This window comes from Micromonospora noduli, from assembly GCF_003264475.1.
GTDB lineage: Bacteria > Actinomycetota > Actinomycetes > Mycobacteriales > Micromonosporaceae > Micromonospora > Micromonospora noduli.
Genome location: NZ_PYAC01000009.1, coordinates 19,405 through 44,505, shown reverse-complemented (window position 1 = coordinate 44,505; position 25,101 = coordinate 19,405). Strand labels below are relative to the sequence as shown.

The 25,101-nt window shown below is 70.7% G+C and carries 14 protein-coding genes; 12 read left to right on the top strand and 2 right to left on the bottom strand.

Translation table 11 applies throughout. The annotated features are described in order from the left end of the window. The first annotated feature begins 98 nt into the window (after positions 1-98). The 3 genes from gltB (at position 99) to MED15_RS12710 (ending at position 7,902) form a co-directional block, all read left to right on the top strand. Entirely contained in the window at positions 99-4,802 is a 4,704-nt protein-coding gene (gltB, locus tag MED15_RS12720; RefSeq protein WP_112582712.1) for a glutamate synthase large subunit, read from the top strand. Beyond that, the gene (locus MED15_RS12715) at positions 4,795-6,330 is read left to right on the top strand and encodes a glutamate synthase subunit beta (protein ID WP_112735732.1); all 1,536 of its coding nucleotides are present in this window, start codon (positions 4,795-4,797) and stop codon (positions 6,328-6,330) included. The genes gltB and MED15_RS12715 overlap by 8 nt, the downstream gene beginning before the upstream one ends. Positions 6,331-6,504: 174 nt before the next feature. Beyond that, positions 6,505-7,902: an MFS transporter gene (locus MED15_RS12710; RefSeq protein ID WP_112582710.1), complete on the top strand. Its 1,398-nt coding sequence runs from the start codon at positions 6,505-6,507 to the stop codon at positions 7,900-7,902. A 157-nt stretch (positions 7,903-8,059) separates the two neighbouring features. Here MED15_RS12710 and MED15_RS12705 read toward each other — a convergent pair whose 3' ends face one another. Further along, positions 8,060-9,592: a M1 family metallopeptidase gene (locus MED15_RS12705; RefSeq protein ID WP_112735786.1), complete on the bottom strand. Its 1,533-nt coding sequence runs from the start codon at positions 9,590-9,592 to the stop codon at positions 8,060-8,062. Positions 9,593-9,790: 198 nt separating this feature from the next. Between MED15_RS12705 and MED15_RS12700 the strand changes: the two genes are divergently transcribed. The 6 genes from MED15_RS12700 to MED15_RS12675 all read left to right on the top strand — a co-directional run bounded on the left by MED15_RS12700 (position 9,791) and on the right by MED15_RS12675 (position 18,626). Further along, a complete protein-coding gene (locus MED15_RS12700) occupies positions 9,791-10,588 on the top strand; it encodes an SGNH/GDSL hydrolase family protein (protein ID WP_112700319.1) in 798 nt (265 codons plus the stop codon). 134 nt (positions 10,589-10,722) lie between these two features. Beyond that, complete coding sequence (locus MED15_RS12695) at positions 10,723-13,416, top strand: type 1 periplasmic-binding domain-containing protein (RefSeq protein WP_112735730.1); 2,694 nt, start codon at positions 10,723-10,725, stop codon at positions 13,414-13,416. A gap of 97 nt (positions 13,417-13,513) precedes the next feature. After that, positions 13,514-16,060 (top strand): FtsK/SpoIIIE domain-containing protein, encoded by a 2,547-nt coding sequence (locus MED15_RS12690; protein WP_112725216.1) that lies wholly within the window; start codon positions 13,514-13,516, stop codon positions 16,058-16,060. A gap of 2 nt (positions 16,061-16,062) precedes the next feature. Beyond that, complete coding sequence (locus tag MED15_RS12685; RefSeq protein WP_112725217.1) at positions 16,063-16,944, top strand: hypothetical protein; 882 nt, start codon at positions 16,063-16,065, stop codon at positions 16,942-16,944. Between the two features lie 332 nt (positions 16,945-17,276). After that, positions 17,277-17,927 (top strand): hypothetical protein, encoded by a 651-nt coding sequence (locus tag MED15_RS12680; RefSeq protein ID WP_146758759.1) that lies wholly within the window; start codon positions 17,277-17,279, stop codon positions 17,925-17,927. Positions 17,928-18,287: 360 nt separating this feature from the next. Beyond that, complete coding sequence (locus MED15_RS12675) at positions 18,288-18,626, top strand: DUF6244 family protein (RefSeq protein WP_244220449.1); 339 nt, start codon at positions 18,288-18,290, stop codon at positions 18,624-18,626. A gap of 367 nt (positions 18,627-18,993) precedes the next feature. Here MED15_RS12675 and MED15_RS12670 read toward each other — a convergent pair whose 3' ends face one another. Then, complete coding sequence (locus tag MED15_RS12670) at positions 18,994-20,139, bottom strand: hypothetical protein (RefSeq protein WP_146766712.1); 1,146 nt, start codon at positions 20,137-20,139, stop codon at positions 18,994-18,996. A 1,410-nt stretch (positions 20,140-21,549) separates the two neighbouring features. On the opposite strand from MED15_RS12670, the gene MED15_RS12665 reads away from it, so the two are divergent. The 3 genes from MED15_RS12665 to MED15_RS12655 all read left to right on the top strand — a co-directional run bounded on the left by MED15_RS12665 (position 21,550) and on the right by MED15_RS12655 (position 25,087). Continuing rightward, positions 21,550-22,707 carry an FG-GAP-like repeat-containing protein gene (locus MED15_RS12665; protein WP_112735726.1) on the top strand — a complete coding sequence of 386 codons (1,158 nt, stop codon included), beginning with the start codon at positions 21,550-21,552 and terminating at the stop codon, positions 22,705-22,707. A 46-nt stretch (positions 22,708-22,753) separates the two neighbouring features. Further along, positions 22,754-24,256, top strand: a complete 1,503-nt coding sequence (locus MED15_RS12660; protein ID WP_112735724.1) for an FG-GAP-like repeat-containing protein — start codon at positions 22,754-22,756, stop codon at positions 24,254-24,256. A 372-nt stretch (positions 24,257-24,628) separates the two neighbouring features. Continuing rightward, positions 24,629-25,087 carry a helix-turn-helix domain-containing protein gene (locus MED15_RS12655; protein WP_112726499.1) on the top strand — a complete coding sequence of 153 codons (459 nt, stop codon included), beginning with the start codon at positions 24,629-24,631 and terminating at the stop codon, positions 25,085-25,087. The last annotated feature ends 14 nt before the right edge of the window (positions 25,088-25,101 follow it).

Here is a 25,101-nt window from a genome sequence, read left to right as displayed (position 1 = left end):
GGGTGGCCGTGCGGCCCCGGCCCTAACGTAGACTCAATAGACCCACGGGCCGACGTCGTCCCCACCATGATCCAACCTGAGTGACGACAGGAGGCCCGGTGGCTCAGCCGTACGCGGACACAGAACAGCCGCACCCGCACAGCCCGCAGGCGTCCCCGACGCCCCACCCCCGTCCGTCCGCCCAGGGCCTCTACGACCCAGCGCAGGAGCACGATGCCTGCGGCGTGGCCTTCGTGGCGGACCTGCACGGCCGGCGTTCACACTCGGTCGTCGCCAATGGGCTCGGCGCGCTCTGTCGGCTGGACCACCGGGGCGCCCGTGGCGCGGAGCCGAACACCGGCGACGGCGCCGGCATCATGATCCAGGTGCCCGACGCGTTCCTGCGCGCGGTGGCCGACGTCGCGCTTCCCCCAGCGGGCGAGTACGCCACGGGGCTGGTCTTCCTTCCCGACGACGATGCCGCCGAGGCGCGTGCCCGCCGGGTGGTCGAGAAGTACGCAGTGGTCGAGGGCGCCGACCTGCTCGGCTGGCGGGACGTGCCGATCGACCCGAGTGACCTGGGCGAGACCGCCCTCGCGGCGATGCCCCGGGTGCGGCAGCTCTTCCTGGCCGCGCACCGCCTCACCGACGCGCCCGACGGGCCGGCCGGCTCCCCGCTGCGCGGCATCGAGCTGGACCGGGTGGCCTTCTGCCTGCGCAAGCAGGCCGAACGGGAGACCGCCGAGCGCGGCGTTCCGGCGTACTTCCCGTCGCTGTCCAGCCGCACCATGGTCTACAAGGGTATGCTCACGCCCGACCAGTTGCCGGCGTTCTACCCGGATCTGCGCGACGAGCGGGTGGACAGCGCCATCGCGCTGGTGCACTCCCGCTTCTCCACCAACACCTTCCCGTCCTGGCCGCTGGCGCACCCGTACCGGTTCATCGCCCACAACGGCGAGATCAACACGATCCGGGGCAACCGCAACTGGATGCAGGCCCGCGAGGCGCTCCTGCGCTCGCCGAACGTGCCGGGCAACATCCGGCGGGTCTTCCCGGTCTGCACCCCCGCCGCCTCCGACTCGGCGAACTTCGACGAGGTCCTGGAGTTGCTGCACCTGGCCGGGCGGAGCCTGCCGCACGCGGTGCTCATGATGATCCCCGAGGCCTGGGAGAACGACCCGGGGATGGACCCGGCCAAGCGCGCCTTCTACCGCTTCCACGCCAGCCTGATGGAGCCGTGGGACGGTCCGGCGTCGGTGGCCTTCACCGACGGCGAGATCGTCGGCGCGGTGCTGGACCGCAACGGGCTGCGCCCGGGGCGCTGGTGGCAGACCGACGACGGGCTCGTGGTGCTCGGTTCCGAGGCGGGCGTCCTCGACCTGGACCCGGCCCACGTGGTCGCCAAGGGGCGACTCCAGCCGGGCCGGATGTTCCTGGTCGACACAGTGGCCGGGCGGATCGTGCACGACGAGGAGATCAAGTCGGAGTTGGCCGCCGCCCAGCCGTACGGCGAGTGGCTGCACGCCGGGCTGATCGAGCTGAACGACCTGCCGGCCCGCGAGCACACCGTCTACACGCACGACTCGGTGCGCCGCCGGCAGCAGACCTTCGGTTACACAGTGGAAGAGCTGAAGATCCTGCTCGGGCCGATGGCCCGCACCGGCGCCGAGCCGCTCGGCTCGATGGGTACGGACACCCCGATCTCGCCGCTGTCGACCCGGCCGCGGCTGCTCTACGACTACTTCCACCAGCTCTTCGCCCAGGTCACCAACCCGCCGCTGGACGCCATCCGCGAGGAACTGGTGACCAGTCTGGCGTCGACCATCGGGCCGGAGGGCAATCTGCTCGACCCGGGCGCGGCGAGCTGCCGGCAGATCGTGCTTCCGCACCCGATCATCGACAACGACGAGCTGGCGAAGATCCTCTCCATCGACGAGGACGGCGACCTGCCCGGCTTCAAGGCGGTCCGGGTCTCCGGGCTGTACCGGATCCGGGAGGGCGCCGCCGGGATCAAGGCGCGGCTGACCGAGATCTGTCGGCACGTCTCCGAGGCGATCGAGGACGGCGTGCGCATCCTGGTGCTCTCCGACCGGGACTCCAACGCCGACCTGGCGCCGATTCCGTCGCTGCTGCTCACCGCCGCCGTGCACCAGCACCTGGTCCGCGAGCAGACCCGTACGCGGGCGGCGCTGATCGTCGAGTCCGGGGACTGCCGGGAGGTGCACCACGCGGCGGTGCTGATCGGCTACGGCGCGGCGGCGGTCAACCCGTACCTGGCGTTCGAGTCGGTCGAGGACATGATCCACACTGGCGCGCTGGCCGGGGTGGAGCCGGCCGCCGCGGTGCGCAACTACGCGAAGGCGCTCGGCAAGGGCGTCCTGAAGATCATGTCCAAGATGGGCATCTCGACGGTCTCCTCGTACTGCGGTGCGCAGGTCTTCGAGGCGGTCGGCCTGGACAGCCGGCTTGTCGAGCGCTACTTCCGGGGCACCCCCAGCCGCATCGGCGGGGTGGGTCTCGCCGGCGTGCACACCGAGGTGGCCGCCCGACACGCGCTGGCCTGGCCGCCGGCCGGCACCGCCACCTCCGACCGGTTGGAGGTCGGTGGCGAGTACCAGTGGCGCCGCGAGGGTGAGCTGCACCTGTTCAACCCGGAGACGGTCTTCCTGCTGCAGCACGCCACCCGCAGCCGGCAGTACGACGTCTTCCGGCAGTACACCGCCAAGGTCGACGCGCTCGCCGCGCAGGCCGGCTCGCTTCGCGGGTTGTTCACAGTGCGCACCGGGCTCCGTCCGGCGGTGCCGATCGAGGAGGTCGAGCCGGCCACCGAGATCGTCAAGCGGTTCGCCACCGGCGCCATGTCGTACGGGTCGATCTCGGCGGAGGCGCACGAGACGCTCGCCATCGCCATGAACCGGCTCGGCGGCAAGTCCAACACCGGTGAGGGCGGCGAGGACGTCGAACGGCTGCACGACCCGGCCCGGCGTTCGGCGGTCAAGCAGATCGCCAGCGGCCGCTTCGGTGTAACCAGCGAATATCTGGTCAACGCGGACGACCTCCAGATCAAGATGGCCCAGGGCGCCAAGCCGGGCGAGGGTGGTCAGCTGCCCGGCAACAAGGTCTGGCCGTGGATCGCCCGGACCCGGCACGCCACCCCCGGCGTGGGTCTGATCTCCCCGCCGCCGCACCACGACATCTACTCCATCGAGGACCTCGCCCAGTTGGTGCACGACCTGAAGTGCGTCAACCCGGCGGCCCGGGTGCACGTCAAGCTGGTCAGCGAGGTCGGCGTCGGCACCGTCGCCGCCGGGGTGGCGAAGCTCAAGGCAGACGTCATCCTGATCTCCGGCCACGACGGCGGCACGGGCGCCTCCCCGATGAACTCGCTCAAGCACGCCGGCACCCCGTGGGAGCTGGGGCTGGCCGAGGCGCAGCAGACGCTGTTGCTCAACAAGCTGCGCGACCGGGTCACCGTGCAGGTCGACGGCCAGCTCAAGACCGGCCGGGACGTGCTGATCGCGGCGCTGCTCGGCGCGGAGGAGTTCGGCTTCGCGACCGCGCCGCTGATCGTCGAGGGCTGCGTGATGATGCGGGTCTGCCACCTGGACACCTGCCCGGTCGGCATCGCCACCCAGAATCCGGTGCTGCGGGAACGCTTCACCGGCAAGCCGGAGTTCGTGGAGAACTTCTTCCTCTTCCTCGCCGAGGAGGTCCGGGGGTACCTGGCCGAGCTGGGTTTCCGGTCGATCGAGGAGGCGATCGGGCAGTCCGAGCTGCTCGACGTGGCCCCGGCGGTGACGCACTGGAAGGCGCACGGGTTGGACCTGGCGCCCGTCCTGCACCTGCCGGAGCTGCCCGCCGGCGCGGCCCGACGCGGGGTCCGCGCGCAGGATCACGGCCTGGAGCAGGCGCTCGACAACGAGCTGATCGCACTGGCCCGTCCGGCCCTGGAGGACGGGGCGCCGGTGCGGGTCGAGGTTGCGGTGCGCAACGAGCACCGCAGCGTCGGCGCGATGCTCGGCGGTGAGGTGACGCGTCGCTTCGGCGGGGCCGGCCTTCCCGAGGACACCATCGAGTTCGTGCTGCACGGCACGGCTGGGCAGTCGTTCGGCGCGTTCCTGCCGCGCGGGGTGACCCTGCGCCTGCACGGCGACGCCAACGACTACGTGGGCAAGGGCCTCTCCGGGGGTCGGCTCATCGTCCGTCCGGACGCTGCCGCCCCGTTCCTCGACCCGGATGCCGAGCCGGGCCAGCGGGCCGAGGATCAGATCATCGCCGGCAACACCATCCTGTACGGGGCCACGGCGGGCGAGGTCTTCCTGCGCGGCCGGGTGGGGGAGCGGTTCGCGGTCCGTAACTCTGGCGCGATCGCCGTGGTCGAGGGCGTGGGCGACCATGGTTGCGAGTACATGACCGGCGGCACGGTGGTGGTGCTGGGCGCGACCGGCCGGAACTTCGCGGCGGGCATGTCCGGCGGCACGGCGTACGTGCACCACCTGGACCGGGCCCGCGTCAACGTGGAGCTGGTCGACCTGTTGCCGCTGGGCGAGCAGGAGCAGTCGCTGCTACACGAGCTGGTCCAACGGCACGTCGCCGAGACCGGGTCGGCGGTCGCCGAGGAGCTGCTCAAGCGGTGGCCGGAGGCGGTGGCCGAGTTCACCGCTGTGGTACCCCGCGACTACCGCCGGGTGCTGGAGATCATGCGGGCCGCCGAAGCAGCCGGCCGCGACGTCGACGACGCGGTGATGGGCGCGCTCAGCGCGCCCGCCGCGCCGGTGCCGCCCGCTCCGCGGGTGGCTGCTCAGGAGGTGGCACGTGCCTGACCCGAACGGTTTCCTGCGCTACGACCGGCGGCTGCCGGACCGCCGCCCGGTGCCGGTGCGGATCAGCGACTGGCGGGAGGTGTACCCGCCGGCCGGCGAGGAACTGGTCCGTGAGCAGGCCACGCGATGCATGGACTGCGGCATCCCGTTCTGCCACGACGGCTGCCCGCTGGGCAATCGCATCCCGGACTGGAACGACCTGGTGCGTACCGGCAACTGGGACGCCGCTGTGGAGTCGCTGCACGCGACCAACAACTTCCCGGAGTTCACCGGCCGGCTCTGCCCGGCGCCCTGCGAGGCGGCCTGCGTGCTCGGCATCTCCGGCGGTCAACCGGTGACCATCAAGCAGGTCGAGGTGGAGATCGCCGACGCCGCCGCGGCGCGGGGGTTCACCCCCGGTCCGGTGCCGGCGCCGTCGGGCCGGTCGGTCGCCGTCGTCGGCTCCGGGCCCGCCGGTCTCGCCGCCGCACAGCAGCTGGTCCGCGCCGGTCACGCGGTGACGGTGTACGAACGCGACGACGCGATCGGTGGCCTGCTCCGGTACGGCATTCCCGACTTCAAGTTGGAGAAGCGGCACATCGATGCCCGGCTGGCCCAGCTCACCGCCGAGGGGGTGCGCTTCCGCACCGGCGTGAACGTCGGGGTGGACGTGACCGCCGAGCAGTTGCGCGCCGAACACGACGCGGTGCTGCTGGCCTGTGGGGCGTTGCAGGGCCGGGACACGCCGGAGACCCCGGGGCGGGCGCTTCGGGGCGTACACCAGGCGATGGCGCACCTGGTCGCGGCGAATCGCGCGGTCGCCACCGCGGCCACCGACCAGGCCGGCGTGGTGGCCAGCGCCGAGCGTCGCCTGGCGCCGGCGGTGTTGCCGGACGGCACGCCGATCGACGCGGCCGGCAAGCACGTGGTGATCATCGGCGGCGGTGACACGGCGGCCGACTGTCTCGGTGTCGCGCACCGCCAGGGCGCCGCGGGCGTGCACCAGCTCGACCTGTACCCGCAGCCGCCGCAGGAGCGCGACGAGGCACGGGACCCGTGGCCGACCTGGCCGTGGGTACTGCGCAGCTACCCGGCGCACGAGGAGGGTGGCGAGCGGGTCTTCGCCGTGGCGGTGCAGGAGTTCGTGGACGACGGCACCGGCCAGGTGCGGGCGGTGCGGATCGCCGAGGTGACGGTGGAGAAGCGCGACGGCCGGCGGGTCGTCACAGCGGTGCCGGGCTCGGAGCGGGAGTTGCCGGCTGATCTGGTGCTGCTGGCGATCGGTTTCGAGGGCACCGAGCAGCAGCCGTTGCTGGCCCAGTTCGGTGTCACCCGCAACCCTCGGGGCGCCATCGACGCCCGTGACGACTGGCAGACCGACGCCGACGGGGTGTTCGTGGCCGGTGACATGCACCGGGGCGCTTCGTTGATCGTCTGGGCCATCGCCGAGGGGCGGGCGGTCGCCGCCGCCATCCACGGCTATCTGGGCGGTGTCGGTGCGCTGCCGGCCCCGGTGGGCCCGGCAGCGCAGGCTCTCGCCGCTCGCTGAGGTGCGGGCGTCCGGTCGGTGCGGCAGGTCCGCTGCCGCACCGGCCGGACATTCCCGCTGGTGAAGCCGCTCACAAATGTGGGCAAAGAGGTTTAAGCCGGCAAGACTTACCGGCTGCCGAACCGCGCCGCGATCGGTGTGAATGATCATGCTGCCGATCGCTGGAGGTTCGTCGTGGCCAGAGGTGCCACCTTCGCCGCGTTGCGCCACCGCAACTACCGGATCTGGGCACTCGCCGGCTTCATCTCCGTCATCGGCACCTGGATGCAGGTCCTCGGGGTCAACTGGTACGTCCTGAAGGAAACCGGCTCGGCGACGTCCATGGGCTTCGCCGTGCTGCTCCAGGCGGCGCCCACGCTGCTGCTCAGCGTCTGGGGTGGCGTGCTGGCCGACCGGTTGCCCGCCCGACCGTTGCTGATCGCCGCCCAGGGCGCCCACGCGGTGCTCGCCGGCGGACTGGCCGCGGTCGCCCTGACCGGGGTCGGCGGCCTGCCGCTGATCTTCGCCATCTCGCTGGCCAGCGGTGCCGTCTCGGCGATCGAGGGCCCGGTGATGGGGCGCTGGGCCGCCAGCCTCGTCGACCGGGAGACGCTGGGCAACGCGCTGGCGCTCGGCTCGCTCACCAACTCCGCCGGCCGCATCCTCGGCATGAGCCTCGGCGCCGTGGTGGTGGCCGCCGTCGGACCCGCCCTGCTGTTCGGCATCAACGCGGCCAGCTTCGCCGCCGTGGTGGTGGCGCTGTTCGCCGTACGTCCGGGAGCCGTGCCCGGCCTCCCGGTCCCGGACGCCGGCCGGGCCCGGGACGGTGTCCGCGCCGGGTTCGCCTACCTGCGCGGGCAGCCGGTGCTGCTGCTCGCGCTCGCCCTGTCGTTCGTGCTCGGCAGCCTGGGCCGCAACTACCAGGTGACCATGGCCGCGATGAGCGACGGGCCGCTGGACGCCGGCGCCTCCGGTTACGGCCTGCTGTCGACAGTGTTCGCTGTCGGAACGGTGGTGGGCGCGCTCGTCGCGGCCCGACGGCGTTCCCTGGGCTACCGGACGCTCGTCGTCGCGGGCCTGTTCGCCAGCGGGTTGCAGATCGTCGCCGGCCTGGCGCCGGGCACCTGGAGTTTCGCCGCGGTGATCCTGCCGATCGCCGCCGCCGCGGTGGTCATCGACACCACCGTCGGCACCCGCGCCCAGCTCGACACCGACGGCGCGATGCGGGGCCGGGTGCTCGCCGCCCTGGCGGTCACCGGCTCGGTCTCCGCCGCGGTCGGCGCCCCGCTGCTCGGCTGGCTCGCCGAACACGCCGGGCCCCGGCAGACGCTCGTCCTCGCCGGAGCCGCGGCGGCGATCGCCACGACGGCGGCGGGCGTCGCCCTGGACCGCCAGCGCGGCCGCGCGGCAACTCTCGCGCTTGTCGTTCCGCGACCCCGCCATCCGGTACGACGAGCGGCGTTCCGGGCCGCCCGCATCGTCCGGCCCAGCGGTGCGGTCTGCGTCATCGCGCCCGCCGAAGCCGGTGCGGTGCGGTCGGGTGGGGTCCGGCTCCGGGAGTTGGTCACCGCCGGGCCGGTGGCGAACCGCTGAGACAGCGGTCACCCCGGCGGCCCGCTTTCGGGACAGGGCGACGCCTTCCTGAGGCCCAAGCCAAGATCCGCGCAACAACAGGGAAAGTGGTGCCTGGGGTGCCGCGGAGGCACCTACATCCCTGAAGTTGCGCGGATCTTCAGCCCGGTCGAGACTCCTAGTGCGACATCAGATGGTGCGACTCGCGGATCTTGGCCCAGGATTTGGGCTCGGTCGGCGGGGCCGCCTTACGGGCGGCGCTGGCCACCTCGGGTCGGCCGGCGGTGAACAGCCAGGTGGTGAACAGGTCGTCCAGGTCCAGCCCGGAGATCCGTTCGGCCAGGGCCTGGAACTGCTCGATGGTGCCGTTGCCGTAGCGGCGCTCGGCGGTCCAGGTCGGCAGGATCTCGAAGAACGCGTCGTCGCCGACGGCCAGCCGCAGCTGGTGCAGGGTCATCGCGCCCCGGTCGTAGACGGCGTTGTCGAAGACCCGAGCGGCGCCCGGGTCACCGGGCAGCACCTGCCAGAACTCGTCGTCGGCCGGGTAACTGGCGTAGGTGAAGTCGAAGACCTCCTGGGCGGTGCCCTCACCCTGCTCCTCCGACCAGAGCCACTCGGCGTACGAGGCGAAGCCCTCGTTGAGCCAGATGTTGCGCCAGTCGGCCACCGAGACCGAGTCGCCGAACCACTGGTGGGCCAACTCGTGCGTCACCACGTAGGTGTTGGCGCCGCGTCGCCAGAAGCCCGGCCCGTACACCGGTCGGGTCTGCGTCTCCAGGGCGAAGCTGATGCCGTCGACCGGCCCGGCCACGCCGCCCTGCGCCTCGAACGGGTACGGGCCGAAGATCCCGCTCTCCCAGTCGACGATCTCGGCGGTCCGCTCGATGCTGGCCCGCGCGGCCGGCCCGAGGGCACCCAGCGAGGTGCTGTACGCGTTGATCACCGGCTGGCCGCTCGGGGCGGTGTCGGTGACGATGTCGTACTGGCCGATGGCCATGAAGGCCAGGTAGGTGGCGGTGGGGGAGGTGGTCCGCCAGATCCACCGGGTGCGGTTGCCGGCCTCGGCCAGCGGCGGCCTCGGCTGCACGCCGTTGCTGATCACCTCGACGCCGGTGGGCACCGACACCGAGATGTCGTAGGTGGCCTTGTCCAGTGGGTGGTCGTTGCTCGGGAACCACCACCACGCCGACTCGGGCTCGTTGACGGCGAGGGCGCCGTCGTCGGTACGCGTCCAGCCGGTGTAGCCGTTGACCAGGGCCTCCGACGGGACACCGGAGTAGCGCACGACGATGGTGAGCTGCTGGCCCCGGGTCACCGTGCGGGCCGGGGTGACCACCAACTCGTGCGCCCCCGCGGTGCTGGTGCTCGCCGCCCAACCGTTGACCCGGACCGACTCGACGTCGAGCAGAAAGTCCAGATTGAACGTCGAGAGGTCCGCAGTGGCGGTGGCGAGGATGGTGGTGGTGCCGGTGAGCAGGTCGGTGGCCGGTTCGTAGCGCAGCCGGACGTCGTAGTGCTCGACGTCGTAGCCGCCGTTGCCGTAGTCGGGGAAGTAGCTGTCGCCCAGTCCGGGCGCGCCGGGTTGCGGCGCGGCGGAGACGACCGGACGGCCCCAGCCCGTCGGGGCGGCCTGGCCGGGGGTGCCGGCGAGCATGGTGCCGGCGGTGGTGAGGGTCAGGGCGGTGGTGGCCGCCGTGAGGACTCGTCGCACGGGGTGGACTCCCTCCATCGGGTGTTCGCCAGGCCAACCTAATCGACAACTGTGAACGTCGCCGGCCCGGCACGCGGTGCCGTCCAGCCATTCCATTGATCTGCATGTTTCGATAGCATTACCGACTAGTAACAACAGATCATCCCTGGCCACGCGCGGTCGCAGGATCCCACCACCCCTGTCCTGTGGAGGTCCCTCATGCCCCACCGCCCGCTCGCCCGCGTCCTGGCCGTGCTGGTCGCACTCCTCACCGCCGCCCTCGGCGTGGTGCTCGTGCCCGGCGCCGCCCACGCCGCCGCCGTCAACTACGTCGCGCTCGGCGACTCGTACTCCTCCGGCGTCGGCGCTGGCCCCTACGACTCGTCCGGCTGCCTGCGCAGCCAGAAGTCGTACGCACCGCTCTGGGCGGCCGCCCATGGCGTGACCAGCTTCAACTTCCAGGCCTGTGGCGGCGCGGTCACCGCCGACGTGCTCAACGACCAGGTCAGCGCGCTCAGCGCCAGCACCACGCTGGTCACCATCACCATCGGCGGCAACGACGCCGGTTTCGTCAACGTCATCACCAGTTGCCGGTTCGGCAGCACCTCGTCCTGCACCAACGCCGTCAACACCGCGAAGAACTTCGCCACCACGACGCTGCCCGCCCGGCTGGACGCCACCTACGCCGCCATCCGCAACCGGGCGCCCAACGCCCGGCTGATCGTCCTCGGCTACCCGCGACTGTTCGAGACCGGCTCCTGCGGGTGGTTGGCGATGAGCACCTACAAGCGCACCATCCTCAACGAGGCCGCCGACGTGCTCGCCTCGGTCACGGCTGGCCGGGCCAGCGCGGCAGGCGCCACCTTCGCCGACACCCGGCGCACCTTCGCCGGACACGGCGTCTGCGCCGGCGACCCGTGGATCAACGACATCTCCGGGATCATCGAGGCGTACCACCCGGACGCCGACGGCTACCGCTACGGATACCTGCCGGCGCTGAACGCCGTCACCGGCTGACCTGAGCACAGCACCGGATCCACACCGTCGTACCCGTACCGGCCGGCGGTCGAGCGTCCCTCGTGGGCACTCGGCCGCCGGCTGGCGCGCGTCTGTACATGATGCGTCACACTGAGTGGAATCGGAGGTGATGCATGCGACGGTCCGAGGTTCCCGGGCGGGAGTTGACCAGGCAGAGGCAGTCGACAGCGGGCCGGGAACGGCTACCGGCCGGCGGCTTGGAGTTGTTCGCGCTGCTCGCCCGGCTGTTGCGGCGACCCCGTCGCGGTGACCGCCGGCTGCCGCTGCTGTGGCTGGTCCGCTCCGACACAGCGGATCTGATGGTGCCGCTGCGCCGGTTCCTCGGCCAGGGCCCCCGGCGGCGGGTCCCGCACGCCGTGCTGGACGCCGACGCGCCGCCCGGCGCCGGGGACGTGCCGGCGCTGCTGCGCGAGCTGCACCGGCAACTCTCCCTGGAGGCCTTCGGCGCCGCCCGACTGCGCTTCCGGCACTATCCGCTCGCCGACTGGCTGATGCAGCAGAGCCTCAACCTGGGCATCGACGCCGACGACAGCCGCGCCGCCCTGGTCCGCCGGCTGCGCGACCGCAAGGGCCCGCGCACGCCGGAGGCGTTGCCCTCCGGCGGCGACGCGGTCAGCATCGTCTCGCAGGTGCTGCTCTGGCTGGTCCGCCGTGCCGTGCCGGGGGTGGTCTTCCGGGCCGCCGTCTCCGGTCGGGTGCCGGTGCTCGGGCGGCACTACAACTGGTTCATGCGCCAGCAGTATCTGGCGCCCCGGCAGTCGGTCACCTTCCTCGGCTTCGCCGAGCGCCTCACCGCGGGCTGGCGCGACGGGGAGCAACCCGACCAGGTCAACAAGCTGCTGCTGCACGCGTTTCTGGAGGACCTGCGGCAGGCGTACCGGCGTCGGCCGTGGCGCCCGTCGGACTGGCGGCGCACCGCGTACCCGGCTCTGCTGATCGACAACGTCGCCCCCGGCAACGTCGGCGGGGAGCTGGTCCGCCTGATCGGCGACGTCCGCACCGAGACCGGCCGCAACGACCCGCTGCTGATCGTCGCGTCCGGTGGGCAACCCCCACCGGACCTGCCGGAACCGCACCCGTTGACCGAGGCCGACGAGGCGTACGACGAGTGGGCCGGGGCGCTGCCGGAGATGCGACGGCTGCGCCGCCCGGCCACCTGGCTGGTGGCGCTGCGTCCCGACGAGACCGACACCGGCCCACCGTCACGTGGCGGGCTGCGGCCCTTCTCCGCGCCCGACCCGCCGTGGTGGTCGCGGCGCTTCCTACCGACGGCGCTCTGCCTGGTGCTGGTGGCGGTGCTCGGCCTGTGGGTGGCCAGCCGGTGGGGGCCGGGCTGTCACCCCTCGCTCACCGGCCAGGTCTCGGTCGAGGTGGTCGGCAGCGGCGAGTGTGTCGGCTACAGCGACAGCGCCGCGCAGGTGTTCAACAACGACCCCGGCCAGGACCGGCTGCGCACAGTTCAGGAGCGCATCTTCGCGCAGAACCGCGCCGCCGAGGAGGTCTGGCAGCGCAGCGACCGACGACGGCCCTTCCTCACCCTGGTCTACCTCGGCACCCTCACCGGCAATCGGACCCGTGCGGACGAGGAGTCGTACGTCTCCGAGCGCGAGGAGCTCGAAGGGATGGCCACCGCCCAGTACGCGTTGCTGAAGGAGTCGGCCGGCGCCGACGGCGCCGCGCTGCTGCGGATCGTGGTGGCCAACGGTGGCCGCCAGATGATCTACGCCGACCGGGCCGTGGCGATGCTGGCCGAGCTGGCCCGGGACGACCCCACGGTGCTCGGGGTGGTCGGGCTGGTGGAGAGCCGCACCAGCACCGCCCGCGCGCTGCGCGAGCTGAACCAGGTCGGGCTGCCGGTGCTGGCACCCACCCTCTCCGCCGACAGGATGGACGCCAACTCCCGCCTCTACCTCCAGATCTCCGCACCGAACAAGGACCAGGTGAAACTGGTCGACGCGTACGCCAGGCAGGTGCTGAAGGTCAACGAGGCGCACGTCTTCTACACCACACTGGAGGGCAGCTCACTCACCGAGGACCTCTACGTGGGCACCCTCGTCGACGGGCTCCGACAACAGTTCGGCCCCCGGGTCACCCGCCTCGACGAGTGGCGCACCGGGCAGCGGCTGACCGACGAGTGCGGCTACCCCGGGATGCTCTTCTACGCCGGTCGTTGGTCGGAGTTCGACGGTTTCCTGCGGGCGCTGCGCGAGTGCGGCGGCAACCCGCCCCGGCACCTCGTCGCCGACGACTCGGCCAACTGGTACATGGCCAACCCGGGGCTGCGCGCCGCCGCGCCCGGCAACCTGCCCGTCACGTACGTCTCCAAGGCGTCCCTGGCCACCTGCGCGGTGCTGCGGGCCGCCCAGGACCGGCGCGACGACGCCCGGGCCAGCTTTCTGTCCTGGATCCAGGCCGACGACCTGCTCGACCCGCCGCGCTGCCGGCCGGGCTCCGAGGAGCAGGTCGGCGAGCGGGTCAGCCTCGCCTACGACGCGTCGATGATGCTGGTCCGGGCGGTGGAGAGCCTCGCCGCCCGGCTGCACCACGCCGACCCCCGGCAACGCTGGGAGCCGGATTCGGTCAACCCGGTGGGCGTGCACGCGGAAGTGCTCCGGCAGAACGCCGGGCAGGGCTACCCGGGGGTGGCCGGGCTGATCCGGTTCACGCCCGACTCGGGGGAGCCGGTCGACAAGCGGCTGGCCCTGATGCGGGTCGAGCAGGTGCCCGACGTGGCGAGGGCGCCGGTGGAGGTGTTCCACTGCGGGGCGGCCGACGCGTCCGGCCCGGCGGCGTGCGGCCCCGCCTGACCGGCCCGGCGTGACACGTCCTCGCAGGACTGTCCGGGTGCCGCCGGTGTCCGTTAGGGTTCCTGGGACCAGACGGCCGTGGCGTTGGGGGCAGAGGGTGGGCAGGCTCGCGTCGGCGTACGGGCAGGCGGTCAACTCCCACCGGGCGGCTCGGGCGCATCTGGACACTGCCCGCAGCGTCCTGGGGGCGGCACCGGCCGCCGTCGCGCCGGCCGGCGCCGACGACCTGGTGACCCGCCTCGCCCGCCTCGGCGGTGCCCTGGCCACCCCCGCCCCGGGTGTCACCCCGCTGACCGACGCGCCGGCCGCGGTGCGGATCGGCGAGGCGTCCACAGCGGACGGCGCCTTTCCGGTGCTGGTCCCGCTCGGCGGCGGTCACCACCTCGCCCTGGACACCGACGCCCGGGATCCGCAGGTCGCCGGGCTGCTGCGGGCGCTGGTGCTGCGGCTGGTCGCCACCGCGCCGCCCGGTCAGGTCCGCGTCGCCGGCATCGACACCGCCGCGCTCGGCGCCACCTTCGGCCCGCTGCGACCACTGCTCGACGCCGGGGTGCTCGACCCGCCGGCCACCGGCGAGGCCGAGGTGGCCGCGCTGCTGGACGCCGCCGAGCAGCACGCCCGCGCCGCGCAGCACTGTCAGCCCGCCGCCCGTCGCCTGCTGGTGGTGGTCGCCACCGCCGCGCCGCCACCGCGCGAGCTGGCCCGGCTCGCCGCGCTCACCCACGCCGGCCCGGCCGCAGCCGTGTGCGTGCTGCTCGCCGGCCACCCGTCCCGACTGCCCGGCGAGACCGCGCCGCCGCTGGGCGGCACCACCGCGGTGCGGCTCAACCAGGGGTACGCGCACGTCGGCGACCCACCCGGCAACCCGTTCAGCGCCGACGGCAGCGGGCTCGCGGCACCCGTCCTGCTCGACGGCGACCCGCCGCCCGCCTCGGTACGCGCGCTCGCCGAGCACCTCGGCACCGCCACCCGTCGCGCCGACGCGTTGCCCTTCACCGACCTGCTGCCCGAACGGCGCTGGGCCGAGTCCGCAGGCAACGGCCTGCGTACGGTGATCGGCCGGGCCGGCGGCGGTGGCGCCTTCGGCACCGCGCTGACGCTTGCCTTCGACGATGCCACCCCGCACTGGCTGGTCGGCGGGCGCACCGGCGCCGGCAAGACCGTCTTCCTCCTCGACGTCCTCTACGGGTTGGCCGCCCGCTACCCGCCGGCCGAGTTGCAGCTGTACCTGCTCGACTTCAAGGAGGGCGTGAGCTTCACCGAGTTCGTGCCCACCGGCCGGGACCCGTCCTGGCTGCCGCACGCCCGCGCGGTCGGCATCGAGTCCGACCGCGAGTACGGTCTCGCCGTGCTGCGCGAGCTGCGCCGGGAGGCGCAACGCCGGGCCACCGCACTCAAGCGGCACGGCGTCACCAAGCTCGCCGACCTGCCCCGGGACAATCCGCTGCCGCGCATCGTGACGGTCATCGACGAGTTCCACGTGCTGCTCGCCGGCAACGACGCGCTGGCCCGCGAGTCGGTCGACCTGCTGGAGGAGTTGGCCCGCAAGGGCCGCTCGTACGGCATCCACCTGGTGCTCGCCAGCCAGAGCATGACCGGCATCGAAGCCCTCTACGGGCGGGCCGAGGCGATCTTCGGGCAGTTCGCGTTGCGGGTGGCGCTGCCCGGCGGCGGTGGGGTGCTCGACCAGCTCAACGACGCCGCCTCGGCCCTGCCGGTCGGCTCCGCCGTGGTCAACACCGCCGCCGGCGCGGTCGGCGCCGACACCGTGCTGCGCTTCCCCGACGCGCACGCCGCCGCTGCCGACCTCGCCGCGTTGCGCCACGACCTGTGGCAGGCCCGCCCGCCGGGCTCGCGGGCCCCAGCGGTCTTCAAGGGGTACGAAGCCGCGCGGATCGAGGACGACAGCACGTTCGCCGGGTTGCGCCCCGGTGGTCGACGCCCGATGGCCCTGGTCGGCCGAACCGTCGACGTGCACGGCACCACCGCACTGTTCCTGATGGACACCACCCCCGGCCGGCACCTCGCCGTGGTGGGCACCGCACCGACCGGCGCGGACGTGCTGCGCGCCGCGACGCTCAGCCTGGCCCGCCAGCACACCCCCGGCGATGCCCGCTTTCAACTGGCCTGCCTGGTCACCGTCGCCGACCCGGTCGCCGACGACACCGAAGCGCTGTTGCGGGCCGCCGGCCACCCGGTGCACCGCCTCGACGTGGCCGGGCTGCGCGACCGGATCGCCGCGCTGGCCGCCGAACCCACCGGCCGCGAATACCTTGTGGTGTTCGGCATGGACGCCGCCGCGTCCGTCCTCGGGGCCACCGACCCCGGCACGTTCCGCTCCGGCCTGGACGACCTGCGTACCGTCCTGCGCCAGGGCCCCGGGCAGGGGGTGCACCTGCTCGGCTGGTGGCGGGGGCTGCGCCGGCTCGCCGACGACCTCGGCGGCACCCAGAACCGCGACGACGTCGCCTGCCTGGTCGCGCTCAACGTGCCCGGCGCCGAGCTGGCCCTGCACCTCGGAGCGCACGACCTGGCCTACACGCCCCGCCCCGACCGGGCGCTGCTGATCGACCGGCACGACCAGCGCACCCGGCTGATCGTCCCGTTCGTCGGCGACGGGCACGACCCCGACGGGGAGCGGTGACAGTGTCCTTCGAGGAGTACGCGGCGCTGGCCCGGCAACTCTCCGCGCAGCACCGCGCCGGGGAACAGCACGCCGCCGCCGAGTCCGCGCGCCGCCGCGACCTGCACGCCGCCGTCGACTACCTCCAGCAGCGGCTGACCGCCCAGGGCCAGCGCCTCGACCAGCTCGGCCGAGCCATCGGTGTCGACCAACCACCCCCTGCCCCTGGCCCGGGGACGCCGGGTGAGACCGCCGCATGGCCCGGCCCGCCGTCCGGCTCCGGGGCGCCCACCGCTCCCAGCTCCGGCCCGCCCTTCGCTGCCGGCGCTCCTACCATGCCCGGAACCGGGGACGGGGAACCCGCCGGCGCGCCGGGGCGGGCGGGGGTCGGGGCGTACCCCCAACTGCCTGCGGGGGAGGCGCGGCTGGCGCTGCCGACGGCGGTGAGCCCGGCGGGCGGCGGGGTGCCCGCGCAGCGCGCGGCGTCGGCCGACCCGGCGGTGGAGTTGGAGCTGGCCCGGCGGATGGCCGACGAGGCCGACCGGCACGGGCAGCAGGCGGAGTTGCTGGCCCAGCGGCCGGCGCTGCTGCCGACGTGGTCACCGCTGGCGCGGGCGGTCGCCGTCTACGCCGGGTGCGGCGCGGCGGCCGGCGTGCTCGTGCTGATCCTGGTGCTCGCCTCCGGGGTGGGTCTGGTGGACGGGTTCACCCTCGGCGCGTGGATCTGCGCGGGGTTGCCGGCGGTGGCGTTCTTCGGCGGCTACCTGGTGCTGGGCCGGTGGGGGCGGCCGGCCATGGTCGCCGGCACCCCGCCGCGATATCTGCCGCTCGGGTTCCTGATCTGTTTCCTGGTGGTGCCGATGGCCTACTGCGCGTACCTGCTGATGGTCCGCGGCCTGCGCTGATGACTGACCTGGCGTCCGGTCTGCGATTCGCCGCACAGCCGACTGACTCGCGGTCGGTCTTCCCGGCTACTTCGCGCTCCGGCGTGGTCCCCGTCGCCCGACATCCCGGCTTGCCGGGCGGTCCCTCCACTGTGCTCCGCAGTTCTCGTAGCGTCACACCTCCCGGCCGTCCACCGTGCCCACTCGGGTGCCGTAGTCTCGCGCCCCGAGCGCAGTCGGTGCGCGATCCGCTTGCCGAGGATCTGGATCATCACGCCTCGACGTCTCGCGAGCGGCAGGTCGAAAGGTTGGTCAGGGAATTGCAGGGACAGACGTCCACCCAGGTTGAGCCGATGCCGCCAAGCGACGGGCTTGCTGCTTCGCCGGGCATCGCCGATGCCGCCGTAGGAACGGCGACACCTCGCTCCGAACAGGAGCCGGGGCTGTCGGTCGTCGCCGCTTCGCAGCAGGCCGGCGCGGGCGCGGTGGTGGCGGGTTTCGGGCTGATCGCCGTCGGCGCGGTCGGCGGCTGGCTGATCTGGCGCAGCGGCGCCTCCGCGGCGAAGATCCAGCCTGAGGACACCACTGGCGTCTTCCTCACCCTGCTGGTCTTCGCCGCAGCGGTCGAGCGGATCCTGGAACCGTTCTCGCGGTGGCTGCCGGGTCGCGCCGCTGAGGCCGCGTTGTCCCGAACGGTGACCGACGTGAACAGCCGGGTCGACGGCCCCACCGAGGCTGACCGCGAGGCGGTCGCCGTGGCCACCGCCAAGGTCGCACGGGCGAAGGCGAACCGCACCATCGTCGCGTGGGGCCTCGCCAGTGGGTTGGCCACCGTGGCGTCCAGCGCCGGCGGGTTCTACGTTCTGCACGCGGTCGCCGGCGCCGACTGGAACGGAGTGGCGGTCTGGGTCGACGCCGTCGTGACCGGTGTGATGGTCGGCAGCGGCACCAAGCCGTTGCACGACCTGATCACCCGGGCACAGAACGGCCCGCCGTCGCCGTAAGGCGCTGCGTGGCCCGTCTGTTCTGGCTCGCCGACGGGCATGATCCACTCGGTTTCATGGAAGTCGGGTATCCGCGCCTGCGGCATACCCCGACTTCAGCTATCCCGTGTCGATCTTCCGCGCTGTTGCGCTCACTTCCGGGTCAGCGCTGAAACTCCGCCCGCACCGACGCCTGTCGGTCCCGCGTCGCTTAAGATCTTGGACAGTTTCCGTTACGAGCTAACGGAAACTGTCCAAGATCTCGGTCGCCACGCGGACTTGGTCGGGCTCCCAGTGGGCAAACTCCGTCGGAGCCGCTCGTGTGGGGCGACCACTGCCCACGAGGTGACGCGGGAGCACGCGGCCGGTCGCGCGGGGTGCGTGGATCTCGTACGCTCCCATGTGGTCTCTGCCGGTGCGGTGGTGGAGGCGATGGTCGATCACGGGGAGGCGCGCGTGAGCGCAGCACAGATCATCGCGAGGTTGGCGGCGGCGTCGCAGAAGCTGGACGAGGCGAAGGCCAAGACCGCAGCGGCAGCACAGGACGCCGCCGAGGCACGGGCACTCGTCGCCGGCGCCCTGGAGGGTGTGGCCGGCGGTCCGCTGATCGGCATGATCGACTCGTACCGTCAGGCGCTCGCGCAGGCTTCTCAGGGTGGCGACCCCGCGAAACAGCATGTGCAGGAGACGATTGCCAAGGTTCGAGCGCTGGGAAACTGACCACGGGTGGTGGCAGCGCAACCCACCAACCACCCGCGGTGGTGAAACCGGTCGTCAGGTCTGGGGTCGCTCGATCTTGGCCAGCGTCGGTAGTGGCGTTGGGCCAAAGCTGCCTGCTATCGAGTGATCTTGAACCAGCCGCGTCACGGCGGCGGCCGTCGTTGGTCGATGCGCCCAACCGCGCCTCAAACAACGACGACTGCGCGGCTCACTGCGCTCGTTCCAAGGCCGAGAAATTCCTGCTCCTCGGCCCACAATGCGTCGCCGATCTCCTTGCGGGCGGGCGTGCTTCGCTACAGTCGGCGGATGCCGAGATGTGAGGTGGCGCGACCGAGACCTCGCTGCGGTCAGCTGACGGACAGACTCGCTACGCCGCCGTCAGTGCGGCGTCGAGCGCGTTGATGAGGATCTGTTCCACCCCGTCAGGAGAGCCCGCAGTCGGCTTTCCTCTGAAATGCCCGAGCCAGCCGTAGACCGTCATCGAGCCACCGGCGATGCCCGGAAAGTCGCTGTCGATGCCGCCGGCATACGTTGAAGGCCTGCGGAGCAGTTCATCACTGGGTAGGTAAGCGGGTACCTCGTTCGCGTACCCGGCGAAGAGCAGCCGACTCGACGTGCCGTACCGCGCACGGAGGTATACGGCGTACCCGGAAACGATCTCCCCGCCGGCCAGCAGCAGCCGCAGACTCGGGGTGCCGGCGAACGTCCAGGACTGGACGGGCAGGGGGATCGACGTCGCGAACGTGCCGGCCTCCACCTGCGAGATCATCTGTTGCGCGTGCCGTCGGTAGTAGCCTGGCAGGCCGGTGTTGGCCATCCGCGCGGCGTAGACCGCAGACAACTGCCGAAGGTTGTCCGCGGTCGGTGTCACGTCCAGCGGCAGGCTCACCTCGCGGTAGTGGGTGGTTGTCGGGCCGGTGAGCGGACTGCCAGGCCGGGCGACTGCGCTCATGACGGCCTGCGCGAGTTCACCTCCACGCATGCTTCGCTGTGCCCAGCCCCGTGCACCGGAAGGGTTCTGGTCGCCGGCCGCCCCCAGCAGGAACTGCGCGAAGGCACCGGTCGCGGCCTCGATCCGGGAGACCGCGTCCCCGGGGTAGTCCGGGTCGAACAGGGCCTGAGACCCGGCCGTCACGGGGTGGCACCCGTAGCTGAACAGCACAGCCAAGGGCGCGCCGCCGGGCGTACGGGCGGTCAGGATGGGCACCTCCGACTCCACGTACGGCAGCCCCTCCCGGTTGTACGAGAAGTGCTGGCTGACGGTCTGGTAGTCGAGGGTGCAGGGCGTCTGCGGATCGCGGAGCGTGTCGCGGACAAGTTGCACGATTCGCGTAGCCAGCCCATCGCTGTAGGTGCGCACCTGTGCCTGCTGGGCGTCGCTCATCCCGTACGCGATGAACGGGTCCAGTTTGTCGCTGAGCACTGGGCCGTTGTGCGTGTGGGTCGCGGTCAGCGCGAAGTTTGCCGACGCCACGCCAAGGTTGAGCACCTGGCTGCGGATCGATCGGTGCATGCCGCGTGCGAAGCCTAGGACGTCCGCACTGACGATGACGTGCGGCACACCCGCGTACCACCAGATGGTGCACCGGGCGAACAGTGCCGCCGCGGTTCCGGTTGACCTGCGCGGTGCGTCCACGCCGTAACCGGCCAGAAAGACGCCTGGCGCCGGGGTGATGTCAATCTTCCCGGTCGAGAGTCCGGTGCCCGCCGCCCCGCGCGCGGAGCTTCCGACGAGGCCCTGGCCCAGGAGCGAAGCGGCGACTACGGAACCGCCGGTGAGTAGTCGGCGCCGGCTGACCGGCGAGGACGCTTTCGGCTCGGAGCTGGGTGGGTTGACAGCATCCATCGCGGACGTGGTCATCTGGCAACGATCTCCCCCGTTGGACGCTGATGTACGACTAGCCGCAGGCCGGTTTACGCATAGCTGTCACGCGTAAATCTCAGTTCAGGGAATCGTGGCGTAGATCGTGGTCGCGGTCAATGCTCCACCCTGGATGCGTCTGTCGCGGGTCCGACCGGGCCGCCGGTCATCAGGGTCGTCAACGAGCTGCGCGGCCTGTGCTCGGCGTCGGTCTCCAGCCGCTGGCGCAGGGGAGGTCGGCTCGACCAGGCCCTCGTCCTCGGGGCCGAGGCGCAGCACCAGGGCATCGCGCGCCGATCGGGCGTACGCGCCCGGGGGCGCCGAAGGCATCGGAGCCACGGGTCGATGGACCCCCGACGTTCCCGGTAGGAGCTGGAACTGCCAGCGGCTGCAGCCAGAATCAGCCAGCTTGTCCGCTATGCAAGGTAGCGGCCGGTAACGCCATCCATGGCCGGGCGCAGTAGCACGAAGAGGCGATCGAAACTGTCCCGATGGCAGGGTCGGGGGCAATTTATGAGGGCGCCGTCGCAAATGTGACATGGCGTTGACTCGATGGGACCCCGCAGTGAGGATTGTGTCCGTCATAAACCTCTGCTTATGCCGATGACGCTTCCATCAGCTCGGTTTTCCGAAGCGTTTCAGAGCGGCGGGGCCGGCGTTTTGACGCAACCCTCAAGCCTATTGCCCGGATCGGGGAACCGGTAAGACCGTCCGCACGGGGGTGGACGGATCCGTTAGACGCGTGTGATGGATCAGGGCAATCCGGATAACGTGTCGTCAATAGCATTGTTTGAGTATAGGACAGTTATGAGAAGTTTAACGCTGCATCGAATCGTCTCGGTGCCGTTATCCGTGCTACTCGCGATCGGAGCCCTTCTCGCGGTCTCCGACCCCGCCTCTGCCGCCGGGACAGCGGCCTGCGATCCGGGGGGACCGACCGCGTCGGATGGGCAGATAGCCGCCGCGTTGAACGGTCGTCTGACCGGTAAGCTGGCCCACTCGATAACGGCATACCAAGTGTCGTGCGCTCGTGTCATAGTCGCCAGAGTCAAGGACCGGGGCATGGCCCGGCGTGCCGCGACGATCGCCATCACCACGACAATCGTGGAGAGCGACATTCGCAACCTCACATACGGTGATCGCGACAGCATCGGTCTCTATCAACAGCGGCCCTCAACCGGATGGGGGACCGTCGATCAGATCATGAACCCGGTGCACGCGACGAACAGTTTTCTCGACAAGATGCTCAGGGTCCGCCCTGGCACCTGGATGACCGACCCGATCGGCGAGATCTGTCAGGAAGTGCAGGTCTCGGCTACGCCCTACGCCTATCAGCCACAGGCCAGGGACGGGGACATCATCTCGGGCGTGCTGTGGAGTCAGCAGGCCCGATCGCCCGGCGGCAGCGTGGGCGATGTCAGCGGCGATGGACACGCGGACCTGGTGACGACGAAGCCGGATGGCTCGCTGTGGTACTACCCGAACAACATGGACAGCAATGCCGGCGGCGTGCCCTTCGTTCTGGGGAGCCAGGTCGGCGTCGGATGGCAGGCGTACTCCCGGATGGCTTCGGCTGACATCAGCGGTGATGGTCATGCGGATCTGGTGGCGACGAAGCCGGACGGCACGTTGTGGTACTACGCGAACAACATGGACAGCAACCCTGGTGGTGCGCCGTTCACGACGGGCTCGCAGATCGGGACGGGTTGGGCTGCGTTCGACCGGGTGGTGGCTGCTGATGTGAGCGGTGATGGTCATGCCGATCTGGTGGCGACGAAGCCGGACGGCTCGTTGTGGTACTACGCGAACAACATGGACAGCAACCCTGGTGGTGCGCCGTTCACGACGGGCTCGCAGATCGGGACGGGTTGGGCTGCGTTCGACCGGGTGGTGGCTGCTGATGTGAGCGGTGATGGTCACGCCGATCTGGTGGCGACGAAGCCGGACGGCTCGCTGTGGTACTACCCGAACAACATGGACAGCAACGCCGGTGGACGGCCGTTCACCGACGGACGACAGATTGGGGCCGGCTGGCAGGGCTTCGATCGGATGGTTGCGGCCGACGTCAGTGGTGACGGTCATGCTGATCTGGTGGCGACGAAGCCGGACGGCTCGCTGTGGTACTACCCGAACAACATGGACAGCAACGCGGGCGGAGTGCCCTTCATTAACGGTAAGCAGGTTGGGACTGGCTGGGAGATCTACGGCCGCATCGCCTAGCCGTTCGTCTCTTTATCTCCCGAGACACTTCGCGACCACATGACAAATGAACGGGCGCTGGATCATTGCGCCCAAACGACGGAAGGTCACCATGTTTTTCGCCAATAAATCCCGACGGATTTGGCTGGTAGCCGTAACATTCGGCGTCACCGCGCTCTCTCCGGTCGTGGCAACATCGGCCGCGCACGCGGCTCCCTCGCGCGACTCGATTGTTTCGGTTGCCCGATCTGAGCTCGCCAACAGCAGTCGCAACGTGGAAATCCCGATGGGGAGCGGTTGCAACTTCTACAGCGGCTACTGGGTCTCCGGCTACAACGAATGTGGGCGCGCTGGCTTTCGCAAGAACGCCTGGTGCGCTGACTTCGCGCGGTACGTCTGGAAGGTCGGCGGCGTTACCGACCTCAAGGGTCTCAGTCCCTGGGCGTACTCGTTCTGGCGGTACGGGTTGAGTCGGGGCACGTGGCACGCCGCCAACAGTGGCTACACTCCGCAGCCCGGTGACGCCGTCGTGTTCGACTGGAACCCGCCATTCAATCCGAAGGTCTACGAGGACATCGACCACGTCGGCATTGTGGAATCCTATTCGGGCGGCAAGCTGACAACGATCGAGGGCAACACCAGCGACGCGACGCATCGACGCGACCGCACCTCATCACTCCGTAACGGAGAGGTCGTCGGGTTCACCTCTCCGATCGCCGGATCTGGCGGCGGAGTGGTCGAGCCGCCACGCGAGCACGTATCGGACATCAGCGGTGATGGTCATGCGGATCTGGTGGCGACGAAGCCGGACGGCACGTTGTGGTACTACGCGAACAACATGGACAGCAACCCTGGTGGTGCGCCGTTCACGACGGGCTCGCAGATCGGGACGGGTTGGACGGACTTTGACCGGGTGGTGGCTGCTGATGTGAGCGGTGATGGTCACGCCGATCTGGTGGCGACGAAGCCGGACGGCACGTTGTGGTACTACGCGAACAACATGGACAGCAACCCTGGTGGTGCGCCGTTCACGACGGGCTCGCAGATCGGGACGGGTTGGACGGACTTTGACCGGTTGGTGGCTGCTGATGTGAGCGGTGATGGTCACGCCGATCTGGTGGCGACGAAGCCGGACGGCTCGCTGTGGTACTACCCGAACAACATGGACAGCAACGCCGGTGGACGGCCGTACATCGACGGCTGGCAGATCGGGAGGGGTTGGACGGACTTTGACCGGGTGGTGGCTGCTGATGTGAGCGGTGATGGTCACGCCGATCTGGTGGCGACGAAGCCGGACGGCACGTTGTGGTACTACGCGAACAACATGGACAGCAATCGCGGTGGCCTGCCGTTCACGACGGGCTCGCAGATCGGGAGGGGTTGGACGGACTTTGACCGGGTGGTGGCTGCTGATGTGAGCGGTGATGGTCACGCCGATCTGGTGGCGACGAAGCCGGACGGCACCCTGTGGCACTTCCCGAACAACATGGACAGCAACGCCGGCGGTGCGCCGTTCACGACCGGCGTGCACATCGGCGTCAACTGGACAATTTACGACCGGCTGTTCTGAGCAATCCCGAAGAACGGCAACGGCACCAACCAGCCCCTGAGAACGCGAGGGCCGGATCCCTGTGGATCCGGCCCTCGCCGTCGGTTGTGATCCCAGCGTTCGACCTTGGCAGTGATCAGTCCGGCGTCGGCTTCGGGATCGAGCCGCCAATGAGTAGCCGCCAGCGATGATCATGGTTGTCGTCTGGAGTAGCATGTTGCGACCGCTGGCTGAGCATGCGGTGGGTGCTTCCGGCAAGCGTCGGACGAGGCGGCAGACCAGTCGGGCGAGGCGTGGGGGCGTCTCGTCGCTCATGGAGCTTGGCTTGAGCAGCGACGCCGCGCCAAGGACGTAGGCCCCTACACCTGCCTGGTACGAGGGAGGTGGCGATCAGTGGGCAACCGCGGACCGACCATAGCTGATAAGTTGGACCGGTTATTCAAGACGGTCCGCCCAGGCGGTCGTGAGTACTCCTATGAGGAAGTCGCGACGAGGATACGTGCCACTGGTGTCATGATTTCGCATACCTACGTCTGGCAGCTCCGTAAGGGGCACCGTGACAACCCCACCATTCGACACATTGAAGCTCTAGCTCGTTTCTTTGGTGTCTCCCCGGTTTACTTTCTGGACAATGAGGCGGCCCGTCAGATCGACGAGCAGCTCGAGCTACTCGCGGCGCTCAGCGACAAGTCGGTGCGTCATGTGGCTATGCGCGTGGCTGGCCTCTCTGCCCCGAGTCTCGAAGCCATCAACGGCATGATCGAACATGCCCGCCGGATCGACCGGCTCACCGAGGCCGAGGATGACCCGTCTCGTCAGCCGGCCGCCCCAACACCTGACGACATGCAATGACCTGAGGAGCCTGA

What these genes read in the sequence shown, in the direction of transcription:
- MED15_RS12665 (WP_112735726.1), top strand. Translation starts at nt 21,550, where the DNA reads ATGGCCCGGCGTGCCGCGACGATCGCCATCACCACGACAATCGTGGAG.
- MED15_RS12695 (WP_112735730.1), top strand. Translation starts at nt 10,723, where the DNA reads ATGCGACGGTCCGAGGTTCCCGGGCGGGAGTTGACCAGGCAGAGGCAG.
- MED15_RS12680 (WP_146758759.1), top strand. Translation starts at nt 17,277, where the DNA reads ATGCCGCCAAGCGACGGGCTTGCTGCTTCGCCGGGCATCGCCGATGCC.
- MED15_RS12670 (WP_146766712.1), bottom strand. Translation starts at nt 20,139, where the DNA reads ATGCACCGATCGATCCGCAGCCAGGTGCTCAACCTTGGCGTGGCGTCG.
- MED15_RS12660 (WP_112735724.1), top strand. Translation starts at nt 22,754, where the DNA reads ATGAACGGGCGCTGGATCATTGCGCCCAAACGACGGAAGGTCACCATG.
- MED15_RS12700 (WP_112700319.1), top strand. Translation starts at nt 9,791, where the DNA reads ATGCCCCACCGCCCGCTCGCCCGCGTCCTGGCCGTGCTGGTCGCACTC.